The organism is Clostridium hydrogenum, assembly GCF_021432385.1.
Classification (GTDB): Bacteria; Bacillota; Clostridia; order Clostridiales; family Clostridiaceae; genus Clostridium_S; species Clostridium_S hydrogenum.
On record NZ_JAEACT010000002.1, the window covers coordinates 2,106,190 to 2,131,387 of the forward strand.

The 25,198-nt window shown below is 30.3% G+C and carries 21 protein-coding genes and 1 other RNA gene; 2 read left to right on the forward strand and 20 right to left on the reverse strand.

The window, feature by feature from the left end; all coding sequences use genetic code 11:
• Positions 1-117 precede the first annotated feature (117 nt).
• From tkt to araD, 4 genes are all read right to left on the reverse strand, one after another.
• Positions 118-2,109: a transketolase gene (tkt, locus tag CUEA01_RS09530; RefSeq protein WP_235699827.1), complete on the reverse strand. Its 1,992-nt coding sequence runs from the start codon at positions 2,107-2,109 to the stop codon at positions 118-120.
• Between the two features lie 154 nt (positions 2,110-2,263).
• Positions 2,264-2,911 carry a fructose-6-phosphate aldolase gene (gene fsa, locus CUEA01_RS09535; protein WP_234121405.1) on the reverse strand — a complete coding sequence of 216 codons (648 nt, stop codon included), beginning with the start codon at positions 2,909-2,911 and terminating at the stop codon, positions 2,264-2,266.
• Between the two features lie 19 nt (positions 2,912-2,930).
• On the reverse strand, positions 2,931-4,397 hold the full coding sequence (gene araA / locus CUEA01_RS09540; protein WP_234121406.1) for an L-arabinose isomerase: 1,467 nt from the start codon (positions 4,395-4,397) through the stop codon (positions 2,931-2,933).
• A gap of 13 nt (positions 4,398-4,410) precedes the next feature.
• Positions 4,411-5,115, reverse strand: coding sequence for an L-ribulose-5-phosphate 4-epimerase (gene araD / locus CUEA01_RS09545; RefSeq protein WP_234121407.1), 705 nt, complete (start codon positions 5,113-5,115; stop codon positions 4,411-4,413).
• Between the two features lie 416 nt (positions 5,116-5,531).
• On the opposite strand from araD, the gene CUEA01_RS09550 reads away from it, so the two are divergent.
• Positions 5,532-6,629, forward strand: coding sequence for a GntR family transcriptional regulator (locus tag CUEA01_RS09550; RefSeq protein WP_234121408.1), 1,098 nt, complete (start codon positions 5,532-5,534; stop codon positions 6,627-6,629).
• A 301-nt stretch (positions 6,630-6,930) separates the two neighbouring features.
• Here the strand turns inward: CUEA01_RS09550 and CUEA01_RS09555 are convergent, their stop codons facing one another.
• From CUEA01_RS09555 to dnaG, 9 genes are all read right to left on the reverse strand, one after another.
• Positions 6,931-7,497: a flavodoxin family protein gene (locus CUEA01_RS09555; protein ID WP_234121409.1), complete on the reverse strand. Its 567-nt coding sequence runs from the start codon at positions 7,495-7,497 to the stop codon at positions 6,931-6,933.
• Between the two features lie 714 nt (positions 7,498-8,211).
• Positions 8,212-8,355, reverse strand: coding sequence for a hypothetical protein (locus tag CUEA01_RS09560; RefSeq protein WP_234121410.1), 144 nt, complete (start codon positions 8,353-8,355; stop codon positions 8,212-8,214).
• A 104-nt stretch (positions 8,356-8,459) separates the two neighbouring features.
• An RNA gene (gene rnpB, locus CUEA01_RS09565) (RNase P RNA component class A) lies at positions 8,460-8,836 on the reverse strand.
• Positions 8,837-8,900: 64 nt separating this feature from the next.
• The gene (locus tag CUEA01_RS09570) at positions 8,901-9,647 is read right to left on the reverse strand and encodes a zinc ribbon domain-containing protein (RefSeq protein WP_234121411.1); all 747 of its coding nucleotides are present in this window, start codon (positions 9,645-9,647) and stop codon (positions 8,901-8,903) included.
• A gap of 87 nt (positions 9,648-9,734) precedes the next feature.
• A complete protein-coding gene (locus tag CUEA01_RS09575; protein WP_234121412.1) occupies positions 9,735-10,541 on the reverse strand; it encodes a Nif3-like dinuclear metal center hexameric protein in 807 nt (268 codons plus the stop codon).
• Positions 10,526-11,221 carry a tRNA (adenine(22)-N(1))-methyltransferase gene (locus CUEA01_RS09580; RefSeq protein WP_234121413.1) on the reverse strand — a complete coding sequence of 232 codons (696 nt, stop codon included), beginning with the start codon at positions 11,219-11,221 and terminating at the stop codon, positions 10,526-10,528. The genes CUEA01_RS09575 and CUEA01_RS09580 overlap by 16 nt, the downstream gene beginning before the upstream one ends.
• Before the next feature lie 62 nt (positions 11,222-11,283).
• Positions 11,284-12,177: a PH domain-containing protein gene (locus CUEA01_RS09585; protein ID WP_234121414.1), complete on the reverse strand. Its 894-nt coding sequence runs from the start codon at positions 12,175-12,177 to the stop codon at positions 11,284-11,286.
• A gap of 134 nt (positions 12,178-12,311) precedes the next feature.
• Positions 12,312-13,421, reverse strand: a complete 1,110-nt coding sequence (gene rpoD / locus CUEA01_RS09590; RefSeq protein WP_234121415.1) for an RNA polymerase sigma factor RpoD — start codon at positions 13,419-13,421, stop codon at positions 12,312-12,314.
• A gap of 23 nt (positions 13,422-13,444) precedes the next feature.
• Complete coding sequence (gene dnaG / locus CUEA01_RS09595; protein ID WP_234121416.1) at positions 13,445-15,220, reverse strand: DNA primase; 1,776 nt, start codon at positions 15,218-15,220, stop codon at positions 13,445-13,447.
• Positions 15,221-15,569: 349 nt separating this feature from the next.
• Between dnaG and CUEA01_RS09600 the strand changes: the two genes are divergently transcribed.
• The gene (locus CUEA01_RS09600; protein WP_234121417.1) at positions 15,570-16,634 is read left to right on the forward strand and encodes a CotS family spore coat protein; all 1,065 of its coding nucleotides are present in this window, start codon (positions 15,570-15,572) and stop codon (positions 16,632-16,634) included.
• A 252-nt stretch (positions 16,635-16,886) separates the two neighbouring features.
• On the opposite strand, the gene CUEA01_RS09605 is transcribed toward CUEA01_RS09600, so the two are convergent.
• The 7 genes from CUEA01_RS09605 to CUEA01_RS09635 form a co-directional block, all read right to left on the reverse strand.
• Positions 16,887-17,462 carry a hypothetical protein gene (locus CUEA01_RS09605; protein ID WP_234121418.1) on the reverse strand — a complete coding sequence of 192 codons (576 nt, stop codon included), beginning with the start codon at positions 17,460-17,462 and terminating at the stop codon, positions 16,887-16,889.
• 139 nt (positions 17,463-17,601) lie between these two features.
• Positions 17,602-18,315, reverse strand: a complete 714-nt coding sequence (locus CUEA01_RS09610; RefSeq protein ID WP_234121419.1) for a protein kinase family protein — start codon at positions 18,313-18,315, stop codon at positions 17,602-17,604.
• A gap of 490 nt (positions 18,316-18,805) precedes the next feature.
• Positions 18,806-21,439 (reverse strand): pyruvate, phosphate dikinase, encoded by a 2,634-nt coding sequence (gene ppdK / locus CUEA01_RS09615; RefSeq protein ID WP_234121420.1) that lies wholly within the window; start codon positions 21,437-21,439, stop codon positions 18,806-18,808.
• Positions 21,440-22,040: 601 nt separating this feature from the next.
• Positions 22,041-22,595: a DUF4342 domain-containing protein gene (locus CUEA01_RS09620; protein WP_234121421.1), complete on the reverse strand. Its 555-nt coding sequence runs from the start codon at positions 22,593-22,595 to the stop codon at positions 22,041-22,043.
• 8 nt (positions 22,596-22,603) lie between these two features.
• The gene (recO, locus tag CUEA01_RS09625) at positions 22,604-23,347 is read right to left on the reverse strand and encodes a DNA repair protein RecO (RefSeq protein WP_234122162.1); all 744 of its coding nucleotides are present in this window, start codon (positions 23,345-23,347) and stop codon (positions 22,604-22,606) included.
• A 43-nt stretch (positions 23,348-23,390) separates the two neighbouring features.
• On the reverse strand, positions 23,391-24,272 hold the full coding sequence (gene era / locus CUEA01_RS09630; RefSeq protein ID WP_234121422.1) for a GTPase Era: 882 nt from the start codon (positions 24,270-24,272) through the stop codon (positions 23,391-23,393).
• A 70-nt stretch (positions 24,273-24,342) separates the two neighbouring features.
• Positions 24,343-25,044: a diacylglycerol kinase gene (locus tag CUEA01_RS09635; RefSeq protein WP_234121423.1), complete on the reverse strand. Its 702-nt coding sequence runs from the start codon at positions 25,042-25,044 to the stop codon at positions 24,343-24,345.
• Positions 25,045-25,198 lie beyond the last annotated feature (154 nt).

Below are 25,198 nucleotides of genomic sequence, written 5' to 3' on the forward strand. Positions count from 1 at the left end.
ACAAAAACTTAAATAATAAGTGGGAGCTCTGCATAAAAAAATGCTATTAATCACATCATTTTTATGCAGAGCTCCCACTTATTATTTTGTTTTGCACTACACCTTTGTTTTCAATAATTATAAATTTTGTAAAACTTTTTTAGCTTTTTTAACTACATTTTCTACAGTGAAGCCAAATTCTTTAAATAAAACCTCAGCCTTGCCTGATGCACCAAAGCTCTCCATAGCTACTATTTCACCATCAAGTCCAACATATTTATGCCATCCAAAGGGTGAAGCAGCTTCTACAGCAACTCTAGCTCTTACTTTTTTAGGCAAAACGGAAGCTTTGTATTCTTCGCTTTGCTCTTCAAATATTTCAAATGATGGAACACTAACAACTCTTGCATCTATATTTTCTTTTTCAAGTTCTTTTGCTGCATTAAAAATAAGTTCAACTTCTGAACCTGAAGCCATTAATATTACATCAGGGTTTTCTTTATTCTTAGAATCCTTTAATATATATCCACCCTTTAATGCATTTTTATCTGAGTTCTCATATAGCGGAAGTGTTTGCCTTGTAAGAACTAAAGCTGTAGGTCCTTTTTTGCTGCTTAAAGCACTATACCAAGCCGCAGCAGTTTCATTAGAATCTGCTGGTCTAAATACAGTCATATTAGGAATAGATCTTAAAGCAGCTAATTGTTCAATAGGTTCATGGGTTGGACCATCTTCACCTACTCCAATACTATCATGAGTTAAAACATAAACTATTGGAAGTTTCATTATAGCAGAAAGCCTCATTGCACCTTTCATATAGTCACTAAACACAAAGAAAGTTGCTACAAAAACCTTAAGTCCTCCATGTAAATACATTCCATTAGCAATTGCTGCCATAGCATGTTCTCTGACTCCAAAATGCATGTTAGACCCACTTCTATCTTCAGCAGAAAAATCTCCTCTATCATCCATATGTGTCTTATTTGATGGTGCTAAATCTGCAGATCCACCTATTAAATTAGGTACAAGTTTTGCAAGTCTATTAATTATAATACCAGATGACTGTCTTGTAGCCATTGGTTTTTCAAACTTCCAAAAATCCTCATTTTTCAAAAGATCTACTGACATTTTATCACTAAACCAAACAGCCCATTCCTTTGCAAGATCTGGATACTCTTTTTTGTATTCTTCAAACATCCTATTCCATTTATCTTCTTCGTTCTGTGCTTTTAACTTAAATTCCTCTGCAAAAGCTTTTACTTCTTCAGGGATAGTGAAAGGTTCATAGTTCCAATTAAGTGCCTCTTTCGCAGCCTTTAAGTTTTCTTCACCCAAAGGCTCACCATGTGCAGCTGATTTACCCTGTTTTGCAGGACAGCCATACCCTATAATATTCTTAACTACTATTATTGAAGGTCTATTTTTATCAGCTTTAGCTTCTTTTATTGCGGCATCTATTTTAGCTACGTTAGTTCCATCCTCTACATGTAAAACCTGCCAACCATATGCTTCATATCTAAGTGCAACATTTTCTCTAAAAGCAATATCAGTGTTTCCTTCTATAGATATGTTATTTGAATCATATAAGACTATTAATTTACCAAGACCTAAGGTACCTGCAAGTGAACTTGCTTCCCCCGATACGCCTTCCATTAAGCATCCATCACCAGCAATTGCATACGTATAATGGTCTATTATATTGTAATTAGGCTTGTTAAATTTATTTGCCAAATAAGTTTCTGCTATAGCCATACCAACAGCATTGCATATTCCTTGTCCCAAAGGTCCTGTTGTTGTTTCTATTCCATCAGTATGACCATACTCTGGGTGACCAGGTGTTTTACTTCCAAATTGTCTAAAATTCTTAATTTCATCCATGGTTACATCTTTATATCCAAATATATTAAGCAGTGAATATAAAAGCATTGAACCATGACCTGCAGAAAGTACAAATCTATCTCTATCTTCCCATTTTGAATTATTAGGATTCTGCTTTAAGTGCCTACTCCAAAGTGTATATGCCATTGGAGCAGATCCCATAGGCAAACCTGGATGACCAGATTTTGCTCTTTGAATAGCTTCTGCCGAAATAATCCTTATTGTATTTATAGCTAAATTATCTATATCCATACTAATATACTCCTTTATTAAAGATAAACCACTTGAAACTTCAAAAACAATTTGTATCAAAATGCCATCTTCTAGGCATTTTGATGCAAATTGATTTTGATAGTTCAACTGGTTTATCTATATTTAAAACATCAACATTCTTTTAAAACATAGCTTATTTATTAAATGCTTCTGCCCAATCCTTCTTAAATTTCTCTAAGCCTTGATCTGTTAAAGGATGTTTTACCATCTGCATAATTAAATTGTATGGTACTGTTGCTATATCTGCTCCAGCCTTTGCTGCTTCAATTACATGTATTGGATTTCTTACGCTGGCTGCTATTATTTCTGTTTCTATTCCATGAATTTCGAATATCTCTGCTATATCTCTAACTAAGTCCATGCCTATCATTGATATATCATCTATTCTTCCGAGAAATGGACTTACATATGTTGCTCCTGCATTTGCTGCAAGTAAAGCTTGTGTTGCCGAAAATATTAAAGTTACATTTGTTTTAATTCCTTCTTTTGAAAGAACTTTAACAGCCTTAAGACCTTCTACCGTCATTGGAATTTTTACAATCATATTCTTATGAATTGCTGCTATTTTTCTGCCTTCTTCTATCATACCCTTTGCATCTTCGCTTATAACTTCTCCACTTATTGGTCCATCAACTATTTCTGTGATTTCTTTTATAACTTCATTAAAATCTCTACCTTCTTTTGCTACTAGTGAAGGATTTGTTGTAACTCCACATATTACTCCCATTTCATTCGCTTCTTTAATATATTCTACATTTGCTGTATCTAAAAAAAGCTTCATTCCCTATTCCCCCAAATTCTTATTTTGTTGTTTTTTCAATTACATCCTTTAACTTTGTATCTTTATCAATAATTATAGTTTCTAAACCAACCATACGACTCCAATCATATACTTGTTCTACAGTTAAAGCTAATGAAAGAACTGTATGATGTCCACCACCTGCATAAATCCAAGCTTTGACTCCATCAATAAAGTTTGGTTCTGGTTTCCACACCATTTTAGCAACTGGTAAATTAGGCATGTCTTCATCTGGATTTACAGCTGTTACTTCATTTATAATCAAACGATAATGAGTTCCTAAATCAAGCATTGATACAGCTACACCGTGTCCTGTAGAACCATTAAAAATCAAACGAGCTGGATCTTCACGATCTCCGATTCCTAAAGGTTTAACAATTACTTTTGGTTTATCAGAAGCAAGGGTTGGATCAACTTCAAGCATATGAGCACCCAAACTCTTTTCATTTCCACGGCTAAGTTCATATGTGTAATCTTCCATAAAGCCTGTCTTAGTGTTATTTGTCATAACTTTTAATAATCTATCTAAAGCTGCTGTTTTCCAATCTCCTTCACCAGCAAATCCATAACCTTCAGCATTTAAACGTTGAACTGCAAGTCCAGGTAATTGCTTCATACCATATAAATCTTCAAAGTTAGTAGTAAACGCGTTATAGTTTCCTCTTTCCAAGAAAGTTCTTAAAGCAATTTCAATTTTAATTTGTTCTTTAACTTGCTTTTCATAAAATGCTGGATCATTTTCACCTGGATCTAATATATATAATCCTTTAAATTCTTCATAAGTTTTATTTATATCAGCTTCTGAAACCTTATCCATTTCAGCAACTAAATCACCTATAGCAAAATAATCAACTGTCCATCCAAATTGAATTTGAGCTTCTACTTTATCTCCTTCTGTAACTGCAACATTACGCATATTATCTCCAAAACGCGCAACTTTTATGCTTTCACTAGCAATGTAACCAACAGCTACTTTCATCCAATCTGAAACTTCTTTTTGAACTTCTTTATCCTTCCAATATCCTACAACAATTTTATTGTGCTTCTTAAGTCTTGCATTTATAAATCCATATTCTCTATCTCCATGGGCACTTTGATGTAAGTTCATGTAATCCATATCTATTGTCTTCCAAGGAATATTTTCATTATATTGAGTTGCAAAGTGTAATAATGGCTTTTGTAAAAGCTTTGTTCCTGCAATCCACATTTTAGCAGGTGAGAAGGTATGCATCCAAGTTATAACTCCAGCCACTTCATCTTTGTAATTAGCTTCTTTCATTATCTTTTTTATCTCATCGGCAGATGTTGCTAAAGATTTAAATACTATTGGATATGGCAAATTTGCACTTTCATTTAATTCATCCACAATAACCTTAGAATTCTTTTTTACCTCTGCTAAAGCTTCTTCACCATACAAATGTTGACTTCCTACAACAAACCAAAATTCCATTTTTTCATTTTTTAACATATTTCATTTCCCCTTATCTATTTTTATTTTGTCCATAATATGCATTTTTACCATGCTTACGATAGAAATGCTTATCAAGTAGACACTTGTCCATTCTTATATTCTCTGGATTTAGCTGTAATGAATGGTAGGTCATTTTTGCTACTTCTTCTAATACAACAGAATTATGTACCGCATTCTTAGGATCTGTACCCCAAGTAAACGGTCCATGATCATTTACTAAAACTCCAGGCATATAATCTGGATTAATATTAGCGTTATTAAAGGTTTCAACAATAACATTACCTGTTTCTTTTTCATACTCTCCAGTAATTTCCTTCTCTGTCATCCTTCGAGTCACTGGAACATCACCATAGAAGTAATCTCCTTGTGTTGTACCTGCTGCTGGTATGACAAGTCCTGCTTGAGCAAACGATACAGCCCAAGGTGAATGAGTATGTACAATTCCCTTGATATTTTTAAAAGCTTTATATAAAACTAAATGTGTTGCTGTATCACTGGATGGGTTTAAATTTCCTTCTACAACTTTTCCATCTAAATCTACTACAACCATATCGGTTGCTTTCATTTCTGTGTATTCAACTCCACTAGGTTTAATTACTACTAGTCCATTTTTTCTATCAATACCGCTAACATTTCCCCAAGTAAATGTTACTAGCTTATATTCTGGAAGCATTAAGTTTGCCTCAAACACTTCCTTTTTTAAATCTTCTAACATATCACTAACCTTCCTTTACAGCAATTTATTTGATTTCAAGTATATTTTTAGGACATTTAATCGCTTTCATAAGATAATAATAATATTCATACCTACAAATGTCAATATATTTTTTAAAATTTGTACGCACAAATTTTTTCTCAGTATCATTGTTAAACAGCCACTCTTTTGATATACTACTATATAGGAAAACTTTTTAATTAAAGATAAACCACTTGAAACTTCAAAATTAATTTGCATCATAATGCCGTCTTTTGGGCATTATGATGCAAATTGATTTTGGTAGTTGAACTGGTTTATCTATAAATATAAAACACCGTAAAACTTGAAGTTTATTTCTACCAAAATGCCGTCTTCTGGACAGTATGATGCAAATTAATTTTGGTAGTTGAACTGGTTTATCTAAGGAGAAAAAGATGAAGCATAAATATGAAGAAGTAGAGGAAAGTATTATAAATTGGGCTGTTACAGCCAAATTTAAACCACATGAAAAAATACCAACTGAATCTGAATTAATGAAAATGTTTAATGTAAGCAGACATACTATAAGAAAAGCCATAGGTGACCTTGTGTCCATGGAATATGTCTATCGAATACAAGGAAGTGGAATATATATATCTGATTTAGCAGAAGACAAAGAAAATCTCAAAAACACTAAAAATGTAGCTGTGCTAACAACTCATATATCTAACTACATTTTTCCTAGCATAATAAAGGGCATGGAGGATACTTTGTATTTGGAGTCTTATTCACTTTTACTATCTTCAACAAATAACAATGTTATGTTTGAAAATAGTAATTTAAAGAATTTGTTAGCTCATAAAATAGATGGCCTTATTTTAGAACCTACTAAAAGTGCATATCCAAGTCAAAATATTGGATATTTAAATAATATAATCTCTAGGAATATTCCTTTTGTAACGATAAATGCTTCTTATTCTGAACTTAACGTACCAAGTCTTCGTGTAGACGACTTTAAAGGCGGAAAATTAGCAGCAAATCATCTTATATCTTTAGGGCATACAAGATTAATGGGTATTTTTAAAGTTGATGATTCTCAAGGAATAAACAGAATGAATGGATTTATTTCTGAATGCCAGAGCAATAATATTCCACCTTCTCCCTGGCAGATTCTAACCTACCTTTCCGAGGAAATAGGTTCATCTTTGCCTAGTAAAATAGAAAATGCTCTAAAAACAAAAAAAAGACCAACAGCAATATTTTGTTATAACGATGAAATAGCATACATAACTCTAACTATTGCTAATAATTTAAATATTAAAATTCCCGAAGAACTTTCTATAATTGGGTTTGATGATTCTCATTTAGCTGTAATGATGCAACCAAATTTAACTTCCATAAGCCATCCAAAAGAGCAAATGGGAAAAGATGCTGCTAATTTAATTATAAAATTAATTAATAACAACAACAGTTTTGATGCTGGTGATTCTATTCTTTATGAGCCAAAGCTTATTGTTAGAGAATCAACTTGTAAAAATATTGCGAAGCATTAAACCAAAGTACAAAGTATAAAGTACAGAGTACAAAGAAGGATACACTTGCTAGAGGTTTGGGCGTAAGCCCATGTAGGTTCTTTAACTTAGTAGAATTACTTTCAATAGCAGTGCAATAAAACTTTGCATATTAATAATCTTTGCTACGGAAAATCTTAAAACTTATTTTTTGATTGCTTACGCAATCGCTTTATTACTGTTGTCAGCGAAGCTGACAACAGTTAAGTTTAAGATTTACCTGACGTAAGTTATCATTAGGTAAAAGAATAATGCGAATTAAACATCATGTCCATAACATAAATTATAAATTAATAATCGTATCTTGTATATACTCAATAATATTTGAGTATTTTTCATTTGGATTTTCACATTTATTCATATATTTATATGTACTTCTATCAAAACGGTAATTTTTCATAACAAATTTATCAAAGATTAATTTAATTTCTTTATCATCACATATTTTATTATAGCAATAATTAAATATTGCTACTTTTTTATTTAATAATGGGTTATTATCTGTATTCATTACTCCTGTATAGTAAAGTACGCTTGTCATTCTTTCAAATAAGGCAGTTAAACGAGATGGAATAACTGCGTAAACAGGAGTTATGATAAATACTGCATCTGCCACAATCATTTTTTCATATACTTCCTGAAAGTGGTCATTTTTCGAAGGTGGTAAAATGCATTGTCCAAACTTTCCACATTCATGACAGTCGATGCACCCTTCTATTTTATTGTTGGCTAAATGTATAAAATCAAATTCATGAATATCTGAATATTTTTTCAATATTTTCTCGATTTCATGATTAGTACCCCCAAACCTATGAGAACCAAATATTACGGAAATCTTCACATATTTCACCTACTACTTTCTATTTATAAATAGCCTCATGTTCACATTATCTTACTAATTGAACAAATGCTACAATCGTATACTAATATTATAATTTAATTATCCTGTATATACAAATATTATCAAAATGCATATATAAAAAAAACCAGCAATAATACTTGTGACTATTAATGCTGTTTTTGTACTATTTTCTATGATATTTTACTGTTTTGTACCTCGGAACGAAAGCCGCTGTATTTTTCACATGCTCCTATAACTTACTACCCATTCAGGCATCAGGACGATGCATCTAAATGGGTAGTAAATTATAAACGAGCAATTCTTAGAGTCCATTAATGTCATAAGCTCATATCAACATTTTCAAAAGAATCTCATACTAAGGTAGCAATACCCAAAGAAAATGTAACAGCTAAAGATATAGTAGACATTTTACAAAAAAGAATCAAAATATATGGCAAACATAACTATCATCAAAGCTTCTACTGATCCAACAAAACTTTTAGGTTTCCCTCATCAATACATCGACGAAGTAACCTTTGATGATAGTAGAGCAAAAACTGACGATTAAGTAGTAAAGCATTTTGAGAAGGTTAAAAACTTTAAAAGCCTTAGATGTTTCAATAACTCGCTGAGAGTCTGCTCATACAATTGAAACATCTAAGGCTTTTAAAATATGTCGCACTAAATTTTTAATACAGAAGTCCAACCACTTCAAAATAACCTCTATTTAGGTTCCTTTTCATCTTGTATTTTCTTATTAATCTTATTTTTAACTTCAGTATTACTATAAAGTTCAGCCCCAACTTCCATCATATTATTAGCTATAGCAGCCATTTTTAATTTAGTTCTAGTTAGTTTTTTACCCATTTCATTGCCCTCCTTTTATTTTATATTACTCAGTAGAAAATATTTTATACTATATAAGTTTATGGCAAAATAAAAAACACCAGGCAAAAACCTAGTGTTTTCAATGGGCAAGTAACCCTATAAGCCGAGTTCTGTATTAGACAATCATCTATCTAGACCTTACGTTACCATAAGGTTCAAGCGATACTACCCGGAAGCGGGACGGGCCGCCCCAAAACGCTTCCCTATTTGATCTTGCTCCAGATGGGGTTTACATAGCCGCAAAGTCGCCAGTGCGCTGGTGAGCTCTTACCTCGCCTTTCCACCCTTACCTAATATATTAAAGGTGATGAAATGGATAATAGATAATATATTAGGCGGTATATCTCTGTTGCACTTTCCTTCAAGTTGCCTTGACCGGGTGTTACCCGGCACCCTGCCCTATGGAGCTCGGACTTTCCTCTCCTGCAAAACTTGCAGCAGCGATTGTCTGGCTTACTCGCATAAAATATAATATCACACTTATAAACTTAATGCAACTATAAATTTATAATATTTTAAGATGCCTAAGATGTTTTAGCCTTTTTTTCAAATTGTTTCTTAGCGTCATAGTATAATATTCTACCACAATTATCACAGTGAACAATTGGGGCACCTTTATATATGTTATCCATGGTTACAGCAGATACCTTCATTCTACATCCCTCACAAACTGAACCATTTAGCTTAACTACAGCTGAATCGCTGTTTTCGAGAAGCTTATTAATTTCATATAGAAGCTCACTCGGCATATCCTTTTGGATTTCTTCAACTTTTTTCTCTAAAACTTTTATGTGTTCTTCAGCATTATCTATTTTTTCACTACTTTTTTGCTTATAATCATAAAAGTTATTTCTTATGTTTATGAGCTCTAACCTTAAATTTTCAAGCTCCATACTTACTTTTTCTTCATTCTCTAAAAGTTCAACCGCTTCATCTTCAAACTTCTTAAGTTTTTGTTTGCCACTATCTATTGATTTTTCAAGTTTGCTTATAACATTTAAATTTGATCCTGCTTTATTATAAAGTTTATATTCATTATCCTCTATTTCTTTCTTCTGGTTATTTAGTTTTTTAGCCATAATTCCGTATTTATTTTTTATATCTTCAAGTTTTTTCTTTTTTTCACTATAATTTTGTTTTTTATCGTCAAACTCCTTCTTTAACTTTTTTAAAAAGTAAATGTGGGATCCATCCTTTAATACTTTTTTATTTTTCTTTATTAAATCATAATTATGCTGAAGTAAATAAGCTAGTTCAATAAAATTACTCATACTTTTTCCTCCAATAGCTATAATAATTTTTAATGTAATATACTTATTTATATAAATAAAAAAGTAGACACAGCAAAAACACCATATCTACTTCGTTTTATACGGATCAAGGTTACAGTTTGATACATATATTTTAATATTAACTTTTCTTTCTACTAATTCATTTTGAAGCATTTTAGCAGCAACCTTTACAGCGGGCCATTCTGTACCAAAATGTCCAGCATCAATAACAGATATACCCATTTCATTATAATCACTTACGTAATGATATGAAGTATCCCCTGTAATTATACAATCAGCACCACTTTCTTTTGCTTTCTCAAAATAGTCCTGACCACTGCCATTTATTATGGCAATTTTACATATTTCTTTTTTCTCATATCCACAATATCTAATGTTTTTTAAATTCAACTGCTTTTTTACAATATTGCATACTTCATCAAGGCTAAGAGAATGATTTAATTCAATTATTCTTCCTATACCATCATTTAAGTTTTCTTTATTTGAAGTCTCAATAACCTTCCCTTTAGGGAAGCCAAGCAGTTCTACAATAATATCATTTAGTCCACCTTTAACGCTATCAAAATTCGTATGCGATGAGTATACATTAATATTGTTTTTTATAAGCTTTAATATCTTACGTCCCTGAAGAGTTTCATTTGTTATGGATGATGGTTTTCTAAAAAGAAGTGGGTGATGTGTTATTATCATATTGCATTCTTTGTCTATAGCTTCCTCTATTACATCTAAAGTACAATCAAGAGCCATGAGCACAGATTTTACCTCCTGCGTGCTGTCACCTATCATAAGCCCAACATTATCATAGCTTTCCTTTAAATTAAGAGGTGCATATTCTTCAATTATACTGCATAAATCTTTTACTTCAAAAGACATGATAACAACTCCTTAAGATTAGAATTTTTAACAATTAACTCTTCTTTCCTTATAAGTGCTTTATCGCTCTCATCTGTAATGCTCTCTATAATAGTATTATTTTTATTTATTTTATATTCTATATATTTCTTAAGCAAAGGATGTTTTTTTTCAATAAGTTTTTCACTTATCTCATAATATATATCGTCCTTTATTACAAAATCCTTAGCATAACATACTTTTATTATCTCATAATATTTATCTTCATCAATACACAATTCTTCATCAATAATATTAAAACCACTATTATATAAATATTTTCTAAGTATTTCTGGATTTTGAACTGGCTGAAGGACTGCATATTGGAATGTTTTAAACACTTTCATCTTTTCTTCAATTATGTCTCTTATTAAATTTCCACCCATACCTGCTACTACCGCTACATCTACTTCATTTTCTTTTATTACCGAAAATCCACCGCCCAATCGGCACTGAATTTTATCTTCAAGCGCATATTTTTTAATATTCATTTTTGCTTTGTTAAGAGGTCCCAAATTTACATCTGATGCAATTGCTTTTTCACATGTTCCATTATTTATAAGGTAGATAGGTAAATAGCCATGATCTGTTCCTACATCTACCATTTTATTGCATTTACCCACCATCAAAGCCACACATTTTAGTCTAGATGCTATTTCCATTTTTTCCTCCTGTCTTTAATAAAGATAAATCTCTGTATTTCTTATAGGTTAAATAGTTTATTTCACCTATGGAATAGCTGCAAAATTCTTATTTGCATTATTAAAAAAATAGCTGCAATTACAAGTGATATGTAAATATACTTATATGCTGCCTTTCTACTATATTTAGCATAAAAATATGCAGCATAATACATACAAAAAAGTATAATCATATTATATGCACCATATAGCATTTGCTTAAATACAAATTCTTTATTTGTACCATATGCTAAAGGATTAAACTTTGCATCAAAACTCAGAGGCATCTTAGCTGGTAAAATATTATACCAATATGCTATAGCTGGTATAATAATCATTGCCAAAATTATAATTGCAACAATTATTAAAGGTATCATAAAATATTTATCTTTATTCAAACTAACTTTTTTATTCCTCTTATAAATCCAGTTTTCCATTGAAATACTGCTCGCTTTAAGTGTATTTTCAATTTCAGATAAATCTTCAGGAGAAACTGCATATACACTATTCTCTGCTTTTAAATAGAGAACATCTTTCGTAGAGGTACAAAACATATTTACTGTACCAGTATTTTCTATAAAATACACACCCATAGCAAAATTATTTCTTCCATATCCATACAACTTAACTCCCTTTATTTCACCATCGGACTTTTGATACATTTCAATTTCACTAAAAGGCACTATTACTTTTTTTAATCCCCACCAAGAAATTATGTAAAAATTACTATTATCATAATAATATTTTAAAGTTATACATTTTATTAAAAAATATATCTGATATATATTAAATGCAATTAAGAATACTTTAAGAAAAATAATTATAGTATATAGATTTATGAATTCACTTATTATAAATGTGAATGCATTAACACCTATTGACACTGCAATTACATATAAAATTAAAAGCAAACTTTTATGAGGTTTTATACATTTCAAATTTTCACCTTCTTTTTTCTATAAAAAATTATACCATAAAAAAACCTTTTTTTAAATAAGTCATCTACGGAAAATAAAAATTGCAGAGTGCATAAACACTCTGCAATTTTTATGAAGTTCTAGCAAGAGAACTTTTAGTCAAGGTAATCTTTTAATTTTTTACTTCTACTTGGATGTCTTAATTTTCTTAAAGCCTTAGCTTCTATTTGCCTTATTCTTTCTCTCGTAACATTGAACTCTTTTCCTACTTCTTCAAGAGTTCTAGCTCTTCCATCATCTAATCCAAATCTTAATCTTAAAACTTTTTCTTCACGAGGAGTCAATGTATCAAGAACATTTATAAGCTGTTCCTTAAGCATTCTAAAAGCAGCTGCTTCTGCTGGTGCTGGTGCTTCATCATCAGGTATAAAATCACCAAGATGACTGTCTTCTTCTTCACCTATTGGTGTTTCAAGTGACACAGGTTCTTGAGCAATTTTCATTATTTCTCTTACTTTGTCTACAGACATATCCATCTTTTCTGAAATTTCTTCAGGTTGAGGTTCTCTTCCAAGTTCTTGAAGGAGCTGTCTTGATATTCTTATAAGTTTATTTATGGTTTCAACCATATGCACTGGTATTCTTATTGTTCTAGCCTGATCTGCAATAGCTCTTGTAATAGCCTGCCTAATCCACCATGTTGCATAAGTACTAAACTTATATCCTTTTCTATAATCGAATTTTTCAACAGCTTTAATTAGTCCAAGATTTCCTTCCTGAATTAAATCGAGAAATAACATTCCTCTTCCAACATATCTTTTAGCTATGCTTACAACTAGCCTAAGATTAGCTTCTGCTAATTTCTTTTTAGCGACTTGATCGCCATTTTCTATTCTTTGCGCTAAACTTATTTCTTCGTCTGGAGATAACAATGGGACTTTTCCAATTTCTTTAAGGTACATTCTAACAGGATCATCAATTGCAATGCCCTCAGGTATTGTTAAATCAAGGTCTTCTTCTTCAACCTCAATTTCATTCATATCACCTATAACTTCAATTCCCATAGATTCAAGGACTTCATATATTTTTTCAATTTGTTCAGGACTTAAATCTACATCCTCTAACTCATCAATTATTTCTTTATAAGTAAGAGTCCCCTTCTTCTTTCCTTTATCTATTAAAGTTTTAACAACTTTCATTTTATCACTTTTTTGTTTGCTGTTATCGTTTTTTGCCTCACTGCTGACATCATTTTTATTTTTCATTAATGATACCTCCTTCCGTTAATCTAAAGATTGTTTAATTTATTTTGCAATTCCTCACTCTGCTTAATCAGTTCAAGCGTTTCCTCAAACAACCCTTTTTCTCCTAGTATCTTGATTTTTTTCATAATCTCCTTTTTCGACTCCTCTAGATTAAATTTTTTGATATTAAAAATAAAATCATCTATCAATTTTTTTTCATTACCATCGGAAAATATTATGTCTTCACTAATAACTTTTATCCATTCAGAATAGCTTTCTTTCTCATTGCACATAATTTCAATTTTTTTCAATATATTCTCGCTATTTGCAACTTGATCTTCAATTACACTTATAATATTGTTATAGATTTTCTTATGACTATCAATAATTAGGTCTTCACATTTTAGTCTAGCCATGATATACTCACACATATTTCTATTTTGTGCCATAATTTTCAAAAGTGCTCGTTCAGACTTAATATATGCTGATTCTACATATAAATTTTGTCCATAACCATCCATTTTATTCATGGTTTGTATTTGATTACCACTTTTCTGAACCTTTTCACTTAATAAATCATAAATTGCCTGTTCGCTTGTTCCAGTTTTTTCGGATATCCTTTTAATGTAAACATCCTTTTCAACAGGATCTAATTCTTCAATTATTTCAGAAACATTCCTAATATATCTTATGATGCTTTCATTGTCCTTTAAATTTACCTCTTCAAAGGCCTTATTTAACCTATAGTCTACTACTGGAAGTGCATTTTTTATAAGTTCAATAAAAGCTTCCCTGCCATTTTTTTTAACAAATTCATCCGGATCTTTACCATCAGGTATTTTTATTATACTTACCTCAAAACCAACTTCTTTCAATATTTTAAGACCTCTTAAAGTTGCCGTTTGTCCTGCTGAATCAGCATCATATGATATAATTATTTTATCAGCGTATCTCTTTAATAACTTTGCTTGATTTTTTGTAAGTGCTGTTCCAAGTGATGCTACTGCATTTTTTATACCATACTGATGCAGTGTTATACAATCCATGTACCCTTCAACAATTATAAAAAATCTATCAATGTTATTTTTTAAAGAAAAATTTAAACCATAGAGATTTATTCCTTTTTTGAACACAGCAGTTTCGGGCGAATTTAAATATTTTGGTTTTGAATCATCTAAAACCCTTCCTCCAAACCCTATAACTCTGCCTCTATAATCAAACACTGGAAAAATAACTCTATTTCTAAACCTATCATAAAAAGTATTATTTTTTTGAATTATAAGACCTGCATTAATTAAATCCAATTCAGTATAACCCTTATTTTTCATATAATGTAGCAGGTTATTCCAATCATCTTTTGCATATCCTAAACCAAAACTTCTCATAGTGGCCTCTGTAATTTTTCTCGATAAAAAATATTGTTTAGCTTTTCTATCTTGATTTAAGTTATTAAAAAAATATCTAGCTGCCTCAACATTAATTTTATAAAGCTTGTTATTCTGTTCATAATTTTTCTTATCATTTCCTTGATTAAGTTCTACTGAAATATTTACTTTTTCAGCTAAAAAATTAACCGCCTCAACAAAAGGAAGATTTTTTGTTTTCATTATGAAAGTAATAACATTACCAGATTCCCCACATCCGAAACACTTATATATTTGCTTATCTTGAGATACACTAAAAGATGGAGTTTTTTCGTTGTGAAAAGGACAAAGTCCTATATAATTGTGACCTGCTTTTTTTAATTTTACTTTTTCTGATACTATATCAACAATATCATTTAAATCTTTAATTTTTTGAATAACCTCTTCACTTATCAATGAAACATTCCACCTAACATAATAATTACCTTTACTATAAGCAAGATTATATTCGACAAAAATCCATTAAATCCTTTTTTTTTTAATAATTTATATTAAAATTTTTATCCTAGCATATTATTAGATTCTACATCCAGTTAATAAATCCTCTTTATCATTTATATCTTTTATATTTTACCCATTTAATAGTAAATTTTATTCTAAAATCCAAAAATAATGTTTTAAAACTTCTCTTTGCTCATAAATAAATTATTCTATACAAATATTTAATATCCTTTTTTTATATGTATATTATAAAAAATTTTTTAATATCATATTTAATGAAGATAATTTTTAGGAAGTGCTAACTATGATTGATAATAATCCTCCTTCTTCCCATATATTGTTGCCATATGATGAAATAAAAAAATTTGTTTTACCTGAATACAACTTAGAAAATTCAATTATTGAACAAATAAAATTTAAAGATACTGATAAACAAAGAGCTGTTTACAGCATAATTTCAGATTCAAAAAAATATTGTTTAAAAAAAGTATATTATAATAAAAATGACTTACTTTTTGTATATTCCGCAGCTGAATGGTTATACAGATATAACATAAAAGTAACTAGGATACTACCAACTCAGAATAATTCACGTTTTGTTCTATATAACAATATGCTTTTTATCTTAATGCCCTGGATTGAAGGTAAAAAATGTGACTATAACAATCTTTCTGATATTTTAGTTTCAACAAAAAATCTTGCGCTAATGCATAAATTCACCAAAAACTTCATTCCAATTACCGGAAGTAATATTAGGTACGGGCTTGATGACATTTATGTATCTACAAAAAAACATTTTGACCAAATACTGGACTTTTATAATATTGCAAACAAAATAAATGATAAATTTTCAAAAATACTTCTTGAAAATTCAGAGGAATGCATTGCCACTGCAAAAATAGCTTTAAAAGCTTCAAACAAAATACATCCTGAAAATCTAAAGAAGAGCTTATGCCATCTTGATTATGTTAACAAGAATCTAATATTTGATGACAATAATAATTTATGGGTTATTGATTTCGATAATTGTAAAATAGATTTTTCTGTACATGATTTATCTTATTCTTTAAGAAGAATATTGAAACGCGATGGAACCAACTGGGATAATGGAATTCTTATAAACACACTGAATGCTTATGAAAGTATCAATGTACTTAACTTGGATGAATACTTATATATATTATCTTATCTAGCATTTCCCCAAAAATTTTGGAAGATATGCAAAGATTACTATAGGAACATAAAAAAATGTAATAAATCCTCATTCATAAATTTACTTAAAAGCAGTGTAAAATGTAAAAGTTCTCAATTAACCTTTGCTGAAAATTTTGCTAATTACATTAATGGTAAGTTTAATACTTACATTTAAATTAGTAACTACACTAAGAAAATCTTAAGACTTATTTTTTGATTGCTTACGCAATCAAAGCATTAATGTTGTTCAGCGAAGCTGAACAACATTTAAGTTTAAGATTTACCTGACGCAAGGAAAGGTAAATCATCCTTCATTGTACTCTGTACTTTGTACTCTGTTTTTCTATCCCCTCTGTTTTAAAATTATGCCAAAAATTTTGTGCTAAAAATAAAGACCAACAAGTTTTACCTTGGGTCTTATCTTTTCCTACATATAGTAAATTTCATCAAATATGCCTTCTACAAATTTTTCAAAGTTTTCTCTTTGAGTATGATTATTACCTTGATATATTTTTTCTGACATCACTATACTATTTAGCTTATGTGCATCTAGTGAACTCATTTCTTTAAATTTATTAGTTTCATACAAATTTCTTAAAGTTTCACCTATCTTCAAAAGGCTTTCGTAATACCTTCCATTAGAAAACCCCCTAACCATAGTACTAGTCAAATGTTTCCTTGAAAAAAATAAAGATTTCGCAATCCATCCCTTATCTGCTGTTCCGTTTTTTGTGGTATTTTCCAAAACAAAATTCAAATATTTTGTAAATTCCGTAAACCTTCCCGTACTAGTTTTTATACCAATAATAGGATACCATAGTCCCCTTATTTTACCACTGTTAGTTCCTGATGATCTAAAATATGCTAAAGTCACTCTTTCTACTCCGTAATCATATTTAATACTTACATTAACAAGTCCAATCATTCTAAAATGCTTGACAGTATATAAATTAGCGCTAAAGCTTTCCGGATACATTTTTAATATCTCTATTGAATTTAACACAATAAATACCTCCTCAATTATTCCTCCTATGCTTGTTATATAAATAAAAGGAGATGTCACATTAACAATTGATTCAGCCGCAATATTTAAGATTACGGTTAAACAATTTTTTAGTGCAACAACTCCTCTATATTCAATATCAATTTATATTTTTAATTTTTTCAAGCTGTTCTTTTATTTCTTCAATATTTCTATATCTTCCCTTAATATTCATTAACTTTTTTAAAAAAACTTCTTCTTCCTGATTTAAATCAAGTTCTTCATACCAAGGTCTATCTTGTGAATCGGTTACTTTATATGATGAATAATATAGATGAATTAAAAAATCACCGATAAACCAATAATCTATATCTTTTACATATCTTTTATTATTAATAATTCTCGCTAATCCAAAATCAATCAATGCTATATCTTTGTTTTTTTTCAATATTACATTAGGAACTCTAATATCTCGGTGAACTATACCATTGTTGTGCAATATCTCAACTAATTCTAGAAGTTGCCACCCAATTTTATAAATTTCATCCCTACTAAATTCATATTTATCTACAGTTAATAAATCTTCAAATACTTTTCCATCAATATATTCTAATATATAGCCTTCTCTATCTCCATCATTAAATTTAGATATAAATTTAGGAAATTTAGGACTATCTAAAGCTTTCAATATTTTCTCTTCATAAAATAATTTTTCTCTAGTATCATGAAGCATTCTTTTTTTTAATTGTTTTATAACACATTTTTCATATTTGCTATTACTTGCCAAATATGCAATTCCATATCTACCTTCACCTATTATTTTTAGAATTGAATATCCATTTATCTTTTCTCCAGTTTTATAATATCTATCCATATCAATAATCCTATAGCTATTTTATTTCAAATAACGTTATCGACTATATGACCTACCAACTTCTAGATCTACTTCTTGATCTGCTTCTTGACCAACTTCTTGATCTACTTCTTGATCTGCAACTTGACCAACTACTCCATCTACTTCTTGATCTGCAACTTGACCAACTTCTTGACCTACTTCTAGATCTGCTACTTGATCTACTTCTAGATCTGCAGCTTGACCTGCAGCTTAGTTTATAATAACTATGGCCATTATATGATTCAGTGATAAAAGAATCCATAAATAACACCTCTTCTGTACTTTTTAAATCATTATGATTTATTTTTACAATTATATAATATGTTCCATCTAATCATTAAGTTACTTATATAGAAATAAATAATAAAAAAATAGAGTATGCAACTTAAAATCACTAGTAAAGTTAAGTTACAATACTCTATGTTTTCACAATATACTCTAATTAAAATTTCAAATTAGAATTATACCATTATTGTCTTGGATTTTTAACTTGAGCCTGTGCAGCTGCAAGTCTTGCAAGTGGTACTCTAAATGGTGAGCAAGAAACATAATCAAGACCAACATCGTGGCAAAATTCTACTGAAGATGGATCTCCACCATGTTCACCACAAATACCTAACTCTAAATCTGGTCTTGTTTTCCTTCCAAGTTCTGCAGCCATTTTAACGAGTTTACCTACACCTACTTGGTCGAGTTTTGCAAATGGATCATATTCATATATTTTTCTTTCATAATAGTCATTCAAGAACTTTCCTGCATCATCTCTTGAGAAACCAAAGGTCATTTGTGTTAAGTCATTGGTTCCAAATGAGAAGAATTCAGCTTCTTTAGCTATTTCATCAGCTGTAAGTGCTGCTCTTGGAATTTCTATCATAGTTCCAACTTTATATTTTAAAGAAACTCCTTCTTTTTTAATTATTTCATCGGCTGTCTTAACAACAACATCTTTAACATATTTTAATTCTTTTACTTCACCTGCTAAAGGTATCATTATTTGTGGTTCAATATTAAGTCCTTTTCTCCTATTTACATCTATTGCAGCTTCAATTACAGCTGTTGTTTGCATTTCAGCTATCTCAGGATATGATACACAAAGTCTGCAGCCTCTGTGGCCCATCATTGGGTTAAATTCATGTAGGGATAACACAGTTGTTTTAAGTTCATCAAAAGTAATTCCCATTTCCTTAGCTAAAGCGTCTATATCTTCATCATTTGTTGGCAAGAATTCATGTAGAGGTGGATCCAAAAATCTTATAGTAACCGGTCTACCTTCCATGGCTTCATAAATTCCAGTAAAGTCTTCTCGCTGCATTGGAAGTAATTTTGCAAGTGCTTTCTTTCTCTGTTCAACAGTTTTAGCAAGTATCATTTCTCTAACTGCAGGTATTCTATCTTCATCAAAGAACATATGCTCAGTTCTGCAAAGTCCTACTCCCTCAGCTCCAAAGTTAACTGCCTGCCTAGCATCTTTTGGAGTATCTGCATTAGTCTTTACTTTAAGTTTTCTTATTTCATCAGCCCAACCCATGAAGGTTCCAAAATTTCCACCAACCTCTGGCGCTGAAGTTTTAATTTTTTCACCGTATACATTTCCTGTACTTCCGTCTAGAGAAATATAATCGCCCTCGTGAAATACCTTTCCATCTACCTCAAAGCTTTTTTCTTCTTCATTCACTTTAATAGCTCCACAGCCTGCAACACAACAAGTTCCCATACCTCTTGCTACAACTGCTGCATGGGATGTCATACCACCCCTAACTGTGAGTATACCTTCTGAAGAAACCATTCCTTCTATATCTTCCGGTGATGTTTCACGTCTTACTAATACTACCTTCTCACCACTTTCATGATGTGCTTTAGCATCTTCAGCTGTAAAATAAACCCTTCCGCAAGCTGCACCTGGGGAAGCTGGAAGACCTTTTGCTATGGCTTTTGCATCTTTAAGTCCTTCTTTGTCAAAAGCAGGATGTAATAACGCTTCAAGTTGTTTAGGCTCAACTTTAAGTATTGCTTCTTCCTTGGTGAGTAATCCTTCATTAACTAAATCAACTGCTATTTTCAATGCAGCCTGAGCAGTTCTCTTACCGTTTCTAGTTTGTAAGAAATATAATTTACCTTGTTCTATAGTAAATTCCATATCTTGCATATCTCTATAATGGTTTTCAAGTTTCTTAGCTATATCCATAAATTGTTTATAGCACTCTGGCAAATCTTGTTCCAATTTAACAATTGGCTGAGGTGTTCTTATTCCAGCAACAACATCCTCACCTTGTGCATTTATAAGATATTCTCCAAATATTCTCTTTTCTCCTATTGCAGGATCTCTTGTGAAAGCAACTCCCGTTCCTGAAGTATTTCCCATATTTCCAAATACCATTGATTGAACATTTACTGCTGTTCCCCAATCTCCTGGTATATCGTTTAACCTTCTATAAACTATTGCTCTTGGATTATCCCATGATCTAAATACAGCAGTTACTGCCTCTATAAGCTGTTCTTTAGGATCCTCTGGAAAATCCTTTCCTATTTCATTTTTATAAACATCCTTAAATTGATTGAGAATATTTTTTAAATCTTCAGTATCTAATTCAGTATCATATTTTACACATTTTTTCTCTTTTACTTCATCTAAAACTTTCTCAAATTTTTTACTATCTATTCCCATAACGACATCTGAAAACATCTGTACAAATCTTCTATAGGAGTCATAAGCAAATCTTTCATTATTTGTTAGCTTTGCAACTGCACCTACAGTTTTGTCATTAAGCCCCAAGTTAAGTATTGTATCCATCATTCCTGGCATTGATACTCTTGCTCCTGATCTAACTGAAACAAGAAGTGGATTGTCTTCACAGCCAAAATTTTTTCCTGTACTTTCCTCAAGTTTTTTCATATGTTCATTAATTTCTTCAAGTATCTCATTAGATATGTTCTTTCCATCCTCATAGTATTTTACACATGCTTCTGTAGTTACAGTAAAACCTTGAGGAACAGGTATTCCAAGGTTTGTCATCTCTGCAAGATTCGCACCTTTACCACCTAATAAATTCCTCATGCCTGCATTACCCTCATTAAATAAGTAAACATACTTTTTTGTTGCCATAGTAAACATCCCCTTCAATTGTTTTGTCGCCGTAATTAACTTATAAATTATACAGCTTTTATATAATAAACCTCTTTAACTATAAAAATTATTTATAATGCCGCTTTATAAATTAATTCTAAGTTTTTAAGTGGTTTATACCTAATTGTAGATATACCAGCTCAACTATTAAAATTTATGTTCACCATAATGCCCAAAGGATGGCATTTTGGCACAAATAAATTTTAAGTTTCACAATGGTATATCTTTAATTTGACGATTACTTTTGCATTAAATCGTTTACTTTCGACAGTAAAACTAACAACAATGTATTTTATACTATAAACAATAATTAAACCCTCCGTAGATAAATCACTAATTTAACTTATTTTATCTACATACTAATTATAACATTTTAATCGTATATGTTATATTGAAAATTTACTATTTTGGGTTAAATTATTAAAATTAATATCCATTATTTTGAAATTGCTTTATATTACTCTAAATTTCATATGTATTTAAGTATTGTAAATTTTTAAAAAAACGTTTACAATTTAAATATATTTTAGGGTAATTTGCATAAAAAATAGTTAAGATATGGCATTAAGCCATATCTTAACTATTTTTCATCATTGATATCATCAAATTTTACAGTGTATTGATAAGAGGCATCACTATCTGAATGATTTTGATTTTTAAATTTATCTTTAATCTCAGCTGCGGCATCATTTACTTTTTCTTTAACATTAGAAACAGTATCTTTAACAACTTTATTTACAACTTCAACGCTGCCATCATTTTTAGTTATTTCAACTGTAACTTTAGTCACAACAGCTGTTAAAAACATTAATACTAGTGATGGATACCATGCAATTCCTGCAACAACTCCTCCAAGAATACCTGCGCTAACAGGAATATCCGCAATGAGTTTATCATCTTTCTTTATTTTTATTCTTGATACATTTCCCTTTTCAATTAGTTCCTTAATCCAATTTACAAATTCATCTTTACTACTTTCAAATTGATCTTTCATATTTTTATGATTTTTTTCAATGTATACAAGTGTATCAATAACATTACCATTGCAGGCCTCTAGAGCTTCTTTTGCTTGTGTATATGTAACACTTGTTCTTTCCCTTATAATATCAATTTTTTCTAAGGTTATTTCTTCCATACTTAAATTCACTCCTTTTTTAATAAATTTAGTATCTCCAAACTCTTTGGCTTTTTAGCAAAATCATTGCTTATAAATTCGCTTAAAATCTCATATATCTCCCTCTTAACATTAGCGTTTAAACTTACCCTATGGACTTTTCCTAAAGGTAACTTGTTTAAATAATTTAAAGTACTATATGAAGCTGGTGAAATTTTTCTTCCACCTTCTTTTTCGCATTCTTGGCACAAACATCCGTAGTACTTATAGCTAATATAATTAGAAGATGATATTCTTTTTTTACACTTTGCACAATAGTCCAAATTAAGACCATAACCTGTATATCTTAAAAGTTTTAATTCAAAAGCTCTTGCTAGAATTTCAAGGTCACCAACTTTATTTTTCATTAAATAAAATGTACTTACAAATTCTCTAAATAAATCTCTGTTACTTTCACCTTCTACCATAGAAATATCAATTAATTCAGAGAGATAAGATGCATAAGTTAAAATATCCAAATCATTTAAAAAATCTTGAAAAGACTCTATTATTTGTCCTTCATTTAGTATAAACATACTTTTGCCCTTAAATAAAACATATTCACTAAAGCAGAAATTTAAAGTTATGGGCAGGTATTTGCTTCTACTTTTTCTTGCGCCTTTTACAACTGCAGATACCTTCCCCAATTTTTCTGTAAAAATCCATATTAATTTATCATTTTCCTTGAAATCCTGTGCTTTTAGAATTACCCCTCTGCTTTTAAATACAGACAGATTATCATCTCCTTCCCTAATATTTTAACCTTTTTTTTTAAAATTATTTATATCCTAACTCTTTTAAAATAAAAGAACTATCTCTCCAGTCCTTTTTTACCTTAACCCATAATTTCAAATTAACTTTTTTACCTAAAAACTTTTCAATATTTTCTTTTGAATAAGAATTTATTTTTTTTAGCATAGTACCATTTTTACCTATTATTATTCCTTTATGTGAATCTTTTTCGCAAAGCAGTGTTGCTTCAATATTATATTTTCCATTTTCATTTTCCTTCATTTTAGTAACTTCTATAGCAATTCCATGAGGCACTTCGTCAGATAAAAGTCTAAGTCCCTTTTCTCTTATAATTTCCGAAACAATAAACCTCTCCTGCTTATCTATTATCATATCATCAGGGTAATATTTAGGTCCCTCTTTCATGTATTCTACCATAAGCTTTATTAGCTCATCTACATTTTTGCCTTTAATGGCTGCTATAGGTATTATTTCTTTAAATTCAAAAAACTCAGAGTAATTTTTAAGGGTTTTTGCTAATCTCTCTTCTGTAGTTTCATCCATTTTATTTACAACTAAAAATACAGGTATATTCATCTCTCGAAGCTGATTTAAAATTTCTATATCTCCTTTATGAACTGTAACCTCCGGCGTAGTTACAAATACGACTAAATCCACATCCTTCACAGTGTCAACAGCCAATTTAACCATATATTCACCAAGTTTATGCCTTGGCTTGTGAATACCTGGTGTATCTACAAATACAAGTTGATAATTTTCTCCTGTCAATATAGTTTGTATATTATTTCTAGTAGTTTGAGGTTTGCTTGATACGATAGACAATTTTTCCCCCATTATATAGTTAAGCAGTGTTGACTTTCCAACATTTGGTCTTCCTATTATTGTTACAAATCCAGATTTAAACATAAATCCTCCTCTATATTTTTAAAATTTGGTAAACAGTTCTGGGAACATATCTTTCATTTCATTTATTATATCATAAATGAAATATTTTAAATAACAACATTGTAATTAAAATACCGAAAATGGCTCCAACTACAACTTCAAAAACAGAATGTACCTCTGAATCAACTCTACTTTGCGCTACAATTACAGCTAAAAAATAGCTCAAAATTATCACTATTGGCTCCGGAGATACTAATGTTATCATGGTTGCCACAGAAAAAGCTATAGCACTATGTCCGCTTGGCATTCCTCCTCTAAGAGGTGTGCCTTCACCAAAAATAGCTTTTATAATTAATGTTAAAATACATACAATTATTAAAGTTAAAAATATCATATATGGATTTGAATTTTTAACCTTTGATATAACATGATTAACTGCTGGTTGAAGTTTATCCCAAAATATAATAAATCCAACTATAACAGCATTTATAGCTGTAACAAGCACCCCACCAGCCGCCGTATTTTTAGCAATCTTGGCAAGCGGATGATAATAATTTGTCGTTAAATCAATTGCACTTTCTATAGCTGTATTTATAAGTTCTGCACTTATTACCATTGTTATAGTGATTGTTATTATTAAAAGTTCTACTCTAGTTAAACTCGTAAAAAAGCATATTGTTAAAATTAGCAGTGCAAAAACAAAATCTATTCTAATATTAAGTTGTGTCCTTACAGCATATATTATACCCTCAATGGCATAATTAAAACTATCAACTAATTTTTTCATCTTCATATTTATCATCCCAACCTGAAAGTATTATAGAGATACTACCTAAAAAATCGAAATTACAAATACCACGTTTATCCTGACAAATTGTAATTTAACAGGGTACATTTGAAATTTGTAATTTTGCCATTTCAAATTGTATATCTGTGGGAAAATCTAC

Coding starts and splice junctions, on each gene's coding strand:
- CUEA01_RS09600 (WP_234121417.1), top strand. CDS start 15,570: ATGATTGATAATAATCCTCCTTCTTCCCATATATTGTTGCCATATGAT.
- rpoD (WP_234121415.1), bottom strand. CDS start 13,421: ATGAAAAATAAAAATGATGTCAGCAGTGAGGCAAAAAACGATAACAGC.
- araD (WP_234121407.1), bottom strand. CDS start 5,115: ATGTTAGAAGATTTAAAAAAGGAAGTGTTTGAGGCAAACTTAATGCTT.
- CUEA01_RS09550 (WP_234121408.1), top strand. CDS start 5,532: ATGAAGCATAAATATGAAGAAGTAGAGGAAAGTATTATAAATTGGGCT.
- CUEA01_RS09610 (WP_234121419.1), bottom strand. CDS start 18,315: ATGGATAGATATTATAAAACTGGAGAAAAGATAAATGGATATTCAATT.
- araA (WP_234121406.1), bottom strand. CDS start 4,397: ATGTTAAAAAATGAAAAAATGGAATTTTGGTTTGTTGTAGGAAGTCAA.
- era (WP_234121422.1), bottom strand. CDS start 24,272: ATGTTTAAATCTGGATTTGTAACAATAATAGGAAGACCAAATGTTGGA.
- CUEA01_RS09580 (WP_234121413.1), bottom strand. CDS start 11,221: ATGGAAATAGCATCTAGACTAAAATGTGTGGCTTTGATGGTGGGTAAA.
- CUEA01_RS09575 (WP_234121412.1), bottom strand. CDS start 10,541: ATGTCTTTTGAAGTAAAAGATTTATGCAGTATAATTGAAGAATATGCA.
- CUEA01_RS09560 (WP_234121410.1), bottom strand. CDS start 8,355: ATGGGTAAAAAACTAACTAGAACTAAATTAAAAATGGCTGCTATAGCT.
- CUEA01_RS09620 (WP_234121421.1), bottom strand. CDS start 22,595: ATGGAAGAAATAACCTTAGAAAAAATTGATATTATAAGGGAAAGAACA.
- tkt (WP_235699827.1), bottom strand. CDS start 2,109: ATGGATATAGATAATTTAGCTATAAATACAATAAGGATTATTTCGGCA.
- CUEA01_RS09635 (WP_234121423.1), bottom strand. CDS start 25,044: ATGAAGATGAAAAAATTAGTTGATAGTTTTAATTATGCCATTGAGGGT.
- CUEA01_RS09570 (WP_234121411.1), bottom strand. CDS start 9,647: ATGAGTAATTTTATTGAACTAGCTTATTTACTTCAGCATAATTATGAT.
- ppdK (WP_234121420.1), bottom strand. CDS start 21,439: ATGGCAACAAAAAAGTATGTTTACTTATTTAATGAGGGTAATGCAGGC.
- fsa (WP_234121405.1), bottom strand. CDS start 2,911: ATGAAGCTTTTTTTAGATACAGCAAATGTAGAATATATTAAAGAAGCG.